The following is a 7,070-nucleotide window of genomic DNA, read 5'->3' on the forward strand; positions in this document are numbered from 1 at the left end:
TATGTCATCCCTCTGCTGACTGGGACAGCTGAAGGAACTGACTGCATGGTAGTAACTACCGTTAACTTCAGGGAAGGGTTTGCCGAAAATTCGAGGAAGTGGCCGGTCAGGCGTGGGCGAGCAGCGTCTCGCACGTGTCGAGCAGATTCCGGCGCAACCCGGCCGAACGCTCGGCCAGCGCGGACTGGGACCGCACGTATTCGGCCCGACCGGACGGGGTTTCGATGCGCACCGGCTCGTACCCGTACTCGGACAGATCGTAGGGACTGGCCCGCATGTCGAGTTCGCGTGCGGTGCAGGCGAGTTCGAAGCAGTCCAGCAGCAGCGCCGAGGGGATGAGCGGGACGAGCTTGCAGCTCCACTTGTAGAGGTCCATATTGGCGTGCAGGCAGCCGGGTTGCTCGCGGCTGACCTGGTCGGCGCGGGTCAGCGGCTCGATATTGCGGCCGACGGCATCGGGGGTGAAGAAGCGGAACGCGTCGAAGTGGGTGCAGCGCAGCGACATCGACTCGACCACCTCGTCGGTGCCCGCGCGGCCCAGACGCAGCGGCACCTGCTGATGCCGCACGTCGTCGGTGCGGTACACCATCGCCCACTCGTGTAAACCGAAGCAGGACAGCTGGGGTGGCCGCGCCGCGGCGGCGCGCAGCAGGTTCGCGATGAACTCGACGGTGTCGCGGCGGCGGGCCAAGTAGGCGGGGTCGGCCGTACGCAGTGTGCCGGAGCCCGATTCGGCCGAAATCCGGTGATATCCGCGCGCGCCCTCGTACTCGCGGGCGCCTGCCATCCCGACGCCGAACCCGGGATGCCAGCGCCGCAGCTGAGCGGGCTTGTGCCCGTAGTAGGTGAACAGGAAGTCGATCACCGGATGCGACGAACCCGCCGCTCGCCGTTCGACGTACGGCCCGACCAGCCGATCGACCCGGGCGACGTGCTCGGCCGCCCGAGCGCGCCACTGCTCTTCGGTCAGCACCGCGACCGGGCCTCGCTCGGTACTGCCGGGAGCCGCTACGCCGTTGCCGCGCACGCTCATTCGATGATCCGGTGCGTCCCGTCGCGGACCGTGCCGACGAACTCCTCCACCAGGTCCTCCAGCGCCACAATGCCGGTGGTGTTCCCGCGGGCGTCCACGACGCGACCCAGGTGGCTGTTGGTCCGGCGCAACCTGGCCAGCGCCTCGTACAGCGGGGTGTGCACGCTCACCGTCGGCAGCGGGCGGATGTCGGTGCGCGGGATGGGCGTTCCCGGCCCCGCGGTGTCGTCGGCGACCTTGTCCAGCACGTCCTTGACGTGCATATAACCGACCAGCGAACCGTCGCTCGCCTGCACGGGGTAGCGCGAGAAACCCGTCTCGGCGACGGCGGATTCGATATCGCCGAGGGTGGTTCCGTTGCCGCGCAAGGGAACTGTTCGGGTGGTCGCCAGCGTCACCATCACGTCGGCGACCACGCGTTCGCTGGTGCCGAGCGCCTGGGTGAGCCGCCGGTGCTCCTCCTCGTCGAGCAGGCCCTCCGAGCGCGACTCGCCGATCATCTCCGCGAGTTCCACCGAGGACACCGTCGCCTGCAACTCGTCCTTGGGCTCGATGCGCAGCAGGCGCAGCGTGAGATTCGCCGACAGGTTGTAGACCGCGATGAGCGGGCGGGCCAGGCGCAACCACATGAGGTGTACCGGAACCAGCAGCAGCGCACTGCGTTCCGGGCCGGCCAGCGCGATGTTCTTCGGAATCATCTCGCCGAACAGGATGTGCAGGATCACCACGATGGCGAGCGCGAGCGCGAAGGCCACCGGGTGCAGCAATTGCTCGGGCAGGCCGAGGAATTCGAACGGGCCCTCCAGTAGGTGCGCGACCGCGGGCTCACCGACGCGGCCGAGCAGGATCGAACAGATGGTGATGCCGAGCTGGGCGGCGGCGAGCATCATCGAGAGGTTCTCGCCCGCTCGAATCACGATGTCCGCGTTGCGCTTTCCCTGCGCGACCAGTGCCTCTAGCCGGTCGCGGCGGGCCGAGATCAGGGCGAACTCGGCGGCGACGAAGAACGCGTTGCCCGCCAGCAGCACCACGGTGAGCAGTACGCCGAACAGATCACCCATGGCTGTGCTCCGTCTCGGCGTGTAGTTGGCGGAACGCGAGGTCATCGGCGGCGACCGGAATCAGGCGGACCCGGTCGATGCGGCGTCCGTCCATGCGCTCCACGCGCGCGATCCACCCGCCGGTGTTCGGCTGATCCGCCGAAGACCATTGCTGCGAACGCGGATTCGGCAGCACGACCTCGTCGCCGGCCACCGGGATGCGGCCGAGCCTGGTCAGCACCAAGCCGCCGAGCGTCTCGTACTCGCCCTCGGGGGCGTCGTAACCGGTGGCGCGGGAGACCTCGTCGATGCGCAGCAGGCCGGAGCAGTCCCAGCCGTTGGATACCCGGCGCACGTCGAGCTCCTCCTCGTCGTGCTCGTCGCGGACGTCGCCGAGGATCTCCTCGATGATGTCCTCCATGGTGACGATGCCCGCGGTGCCGCCGTACTCGTCGACGACCAGCGCGACCTGCATGCCGTCGGCGCGGATGCGATCGAGCACCGCGTCACCGTCGAGGCTGGCCGGCACGATCGGGACCGGGTGGGCCAGCATCTGCAGCGGGATGGTGCGGCGCACGTTCGCGGCATGGGTGAACGCCTGTTTGATGTGCACGACGCCGAGGGTGTTGTCGAGGTCGCCGTCGATCACCGGGAACCGGGAGTAGCCGGTGCGGCGGGCCGCGTCGATGAGGTCGGCGATGGTGTCCAGCTTGTCCAAGGCCTCGATCTTCACTCGCGGCGTCATCAGCTCCTCGGCGCTGCGCTCGCCGAACTGCAGCGAGCGGTCGATGACCTGGGCGGTGCGCTGGTCGAGCGCGCCGCGCAGCGCCGACGTGCGGACCAGCGAACCGAGTTCCTGCGGCGAGCGCGCGGAACGCAGCTCCTCGGCCGGTTCGACGCCGAGGCGGCGCACGACCCAGTTGGCGGTGTTGTTGAGGAAGTGGATCAGCCACTTGAAGATGACCGAGAACGCGACCATCGGGGGAGCCGTGGTGCGCGCGGTGGCCAGCGGCTTGGCGATGGCGATGTTCTTCGGCACCAACTCGCCGTAGATCATCGACAGCGAGGTGGCCAGCACCAAGGCCAGGGCCAGCGAGATGCCCTGCGCGGCGCCGTCGCTGAGCCCGAGGCCGGTGAACAGCGGATCGAGCAGCCGGGCGAGGACAGGCTCGGCGATATAACCGGTGATCAGGGTCGTTATCGTGATGCCGAGCTGGGCGCCGGACAGCTGGAACGACAGCGTCCGATGGGCTTGGCGCACGGACCTGGCGCGGACGTCACCGTCGCGGGCGTGTGCCTCGACGGTGCTGCGTTCCAGCGCGGTGAGGGAGAATTCGGCGGCGACGAACAGGGCGGTGCCTGCCGTGAGAGCGATGAACCCCAGCAGACTGAGCACGGTGAGCGCGACAGACATCGTCAGCACCCGCCGAACGGTGTGGAGAACAGGCCGGTGGAGAGTGGGGCTGGGGGAAGGAGGACGCCGGGTTTGTCACCCGGCTCGGTAGAGGAGCCCTCCTGTGCTGCGCCCTCGGACGCGGGTGACAACTGGATCCTTTCGCAAGCCGAAGATGTTGTGCCGGAGACCGGCAACCCCCATGTTACCGGCCTTCGCGACCCGTGGCCCCGGCCGGTGGTGTGCCGTGCTGGGCGTGTCGGGATTGATCACGGGGATGAGTGCGGGGGAGTGCCGCGCAGTTGCTCGACGGCGACACCGCGACGCGCGCATCCTCGAGCCCGCGCGGCTGTGGTAGCGCGTGCTGGATTCGATGTGGCGTAGCTACCGCAGGCGAGCGGCCGGTGGGCGGTCGGGCGCCTCGGCCGCTCGCTTCTGCGAGGGCGTCAACTCGCCAGTGCGACAAGTGGTTACGGTTTACCAACCGCTGGGCAGCGGGCGGCCCTCGGCGAAACCGGCGGCCGACTGGACGCCGAGCACGGCCTTGTCGTGCAGCTCGGCGAGGGTGCGGGCGCCGGCGTAGGTGCAGGCACTGCGCACACCCGAGCAGATGTGGTCGATGAGATCCTCGACGCCGGGGCGTTCGGGGTCCAGGCGCATGCGCGAACTGGAGATGCCCTCCTCGAACAGGGCCTTGCGGGCCCGGTCGAAGGCGCTGTCGGTGGCGGTGCGGGCGGCGACGGCGCGCTTGGACGCCATGCCGAAGCTCTCCTTGTAGGCGTTGCCGTCGCGGTCGGTGCGCAGGTCGCCGGGGGATTCATAGGTGCCGGCGAACCAGGAGCCGATCATCACGTTGGACGCGCCCGCGGCGAGCGCGAGGGCGACGTCGCGCGGGTGGCGCACGCCGCCGTCGGCCCAGATGTGCACGCCGAGTTCCTTCGCCGCGGCGGCGCACTCGGCGACCGCGGAGAACTGCGGGCGGCCGACGCCGGTCATCATGCGGGTGGTGCACATGGCGCCGGGGCCGACACCGACCTTGATGATGTCCGCGCCGGCCGCGGCGAGGTCGCGGGTGCCCTGCGCGGAGACGACATTGCCCGCGACCAGCGGCACGCCGAGGCCGAGATCCCTTACCGCGCTGAGGGATTCGAGCATCTTGGCCTGGTGGCCGTGCGCGGTGTCCATGACCAGGACGTCGGCGCCCGCGTCGACGAGCGACTTCGCCTTGGCGACCACGTCGCCGTTGATGCCGACGGCCGCGGCGATGCGCAGCTTGCTCTGGCCGTCGACGGCGGGCTGGTAGATGCCCGCGCGGACCGAGCCGGTGCGGGTCATCACGCCGGCCAGCGTGCCGTCCTCGGCGGTGAGGACCGCCAGCTTGGCGTGCTCGGTCTCGAGCAGTTCGAAGATGTCGCGCGGCGAGGTGTCGGCCGGGGCCTGCACGAAATCGGTGATCGCGACCTCGCGCAGCCGGGCGAACCGGTCGACGTCGGTGCACGAGGCCTCGGTGACGACGCCGATCGGCTTGCCTGCCTCGTCCACCACGACGACCGCGCCGTGGCCTCGCTTGTGCATCAGGGCGACGGCCTCGGACACCGAGTGCTCCGGGCCGAGGATGACCGGGGTGTCGGCGGTGAGCGAGCGGCTCTTCACGAACGCGATGGTGTCGGCGGCCGCGCTGATCGGCAGATCCTGGGGGAGTACGACGAGGCCGCCGCGCCGGGCGACCGTCTCGGCCATCCGGCGACCCGCGACCGCGGTCATATTGGCCACGACGATGGGGATGGTGGTGCCGGACCCGTCGACAGTGGAGAGATCGACGTCGAACCTCGAGGCGACATCCGTCCGATTGGGGACGAGGAAGAGGTCGTCGTAGGTCAGGTCATACGGCGGCTGATGGCCAGGGAGAAACTGCACTTAACCGATGATAACCAAGTCCCGGCGGTAGCGCGCAATTCTCCGGCGGGCGGTGGAGACGAACCTCACAGGGGTGACCGGCTCGGGTCGGTAGGGAATTGGATCCTGCCGGTGGATCGGCGGCAGTGGTGGGGCGCAGATGCGAGGGACCTCGCGTGTCGTGCGGCAGGGCGGCGGTGGCAATGACGGGGGAGTCCGGCCCCCGTGGCGGCGGCGGGGCGATCAGGTGGCGGCTTGGCTGCGGGAGAGCTGAATTGTGGTGGCGCACATGACTATTACCGCGAGTGCGGTCACGGCCAGTCCGAATGCGTTGGTGCGGAAGTGTTCGTCGAGGACGGTGACGCCGACGAAGGCCGCGGCCAGCGGTTCGGCGATGGTGACGGCGGGGAGCGAGGCCGAGAGCGGGCCCGCCTGGAAGGCGCGCTGCTGGAGGTAGACGCCGGTGAGGCCCGCCGCGGCCAGTGTCCACGTTTGCCAGCTGGCGAGCACGTCGACGAGGCCGTGCTCGAACACTGTGGTGACGTAGGACGTGAGCGCGGCGGCCAAGCCGTAGAGCGAGCCGCTCGCGGCGCCGAGCAGCAGGGCGCGCCGCCCCGGATCGGCGGCGCGAAGGCCGATGAGGACGGCTGCCGCGACGAGGCCGACGAGGACTATCAGCGGAAACAGCCAATCACGAAGTGGCGCAGTGCTATTGCCCTCGGAGGGGTTGCCGACGACCAGAAAGCACACCAGCGCGGCGACGAGCGCGAGCGCCGACCCCCACGTCCGCGCACCGATCCTGCGCCCATTGAGCCTGGCCGCCAACGGCAACGCGAACACCAAGGCGCTCACCAGAATCGGCTGCACGACCAAAACCGCCCCCAGCGCAAGCGCGGCAACCTGCATCCCATACCCGCCCACATCTCCCACCACGCCCGCCCACCACCGCGGATTGCGCAACAGTCCGCGGACAAGCGACCCGCCTTCCGGCACCGTCGCAGCCGCCCGTTGCTGCGCCACCGCCGCCACCGCGAAAAACCCCGCCGCCCCCACCGCGCAAAGCACAGCCCCCACCTGACCACCCACACCCTCAGTTTGCCCCACAATTGCGAGCCTCCACGCTCACCTCTCCACACCCCGGCGCGTCGCCCCCAACCTCGTGCGTGTCGCCCACCATCCAAGCTCTGCCGGCGGACGTCCCATCTGCCGCGTTATCAGCCGTCGCTCAACCGCACCTTCGCTCCTGCCGAATATTTCGTGCCCCGCTCCGTGAGCATCGACTCGCCTGGGTAGCGCCGCCTTCAAGCCACGGCGACGAACCGCTGCCTGCTCCGTGACGACCGCCTTCTGGCACGCGCCGGGCGCACTCCCACCTGCCGGGCTCTTGTCTCGCGACCATCCGGCGTCTGCCGGGACGACCACCCGCGCGTGTCTCGCGAGACTCGCCTGGCTGAGCGATCATGTGCGCCAGCGGCGTGACTATCCGCGCTTGCTGCGGCGACTACCTGTGGCGGTTCCGCGACCGCCTGCGCTTGCTCCGCGATGATTCGGACCGGCCCCTCGACCGCCCGCATTCGCGCCCCGCTTACGCGCGCCTGCGTCGCCCTCACCGGCGCCGGCTCCGCGACTGCCCGCGCCCGTCGCGCCACCGACTGCCCCGCGACCACCCGCAGACCGGCCCGACGAACCGGCATCCCGCGAGGACCCC

At 69.7% G+C, this 7,070-nt stretch carries 5 protein-coding genes; all 5 read right to left on the reverse strand.

The window, feature by feature from the left end; genetic code table 11:
* Positions 1-106: 106 nt before the first annotated feature.
* A complete protein-coding gene (locus ON39_RS15465; RefSeq protein ID WP_051186659.1) occupies positions 107-1,033 on the reverse strand; it encodes a hypothetical protein in 927 nt (308 codons plus the stop codon).
* Positions 1,030-2,094: a hemolysin family protein gene (locus ON39_RS15470; RefSeq protein WP_040734753.1), complete on the reverse strand. Its 1,065-nt coding sequence runs from the start codon at positions 2,092-2,094 to the stop codon at positions 1,030-1,032. Before ON39_RS15470 ends, ON39_RS15465 begins: the two co-directional genes overlap by 4 nt.
* Positions 2,087-3,487 carry a hemolysin family protein gene (locus tag ON39_RS15475; protein WP_040734763.1) on the reverse strand — a complete coding sequence of 467 codons (1,401 nt, stop codon included), beginning with the start codon at positions 3,485-3,487 and terminating at the stop codon, positions 2,087-2,089. Before ON39_RS15475 ends, ON39_RS15470 begins: the two co-directional genes overlap by 8 nt.
* Positions 3,488-3,943: 456 nt before the next feature.
* Positions 3,944-5,383: a GuaB1 family IMP dehydrogenase-related protein gene (locus ON39_RS15480; RefSeq protein WP_040734754.1), complete on the reverse strand. Its 1,440-nt coding sequence runs from the start codon at positions 5,381-5,383 to the stop codon at positions 3,944-3,946.
* Positions 5,384-5,605: 222 nt separating this feature from the next.
* Complete coding sequence (locus ON39_RS15485) at positions 5,606-6,436, reverse strand: DMT family transporter (RefSeq protein WP_246002601.1); 831 nt, start codon at positions 6,434-6,436, stop codon at positions 5,606-5,608.
* Positions 6,437-7,070: the final 634 nt, after the last annotated feature.

This window comes from Nocardia tenerifensis NBRC 101015 (assembly GCF_000308715.1).
GTDB lineage: Bacteria > Actinomycetota > Actinomycetes > Mycobacteriales > Mycobacteriaceae > Nocardia > Nocardia tenerifensis.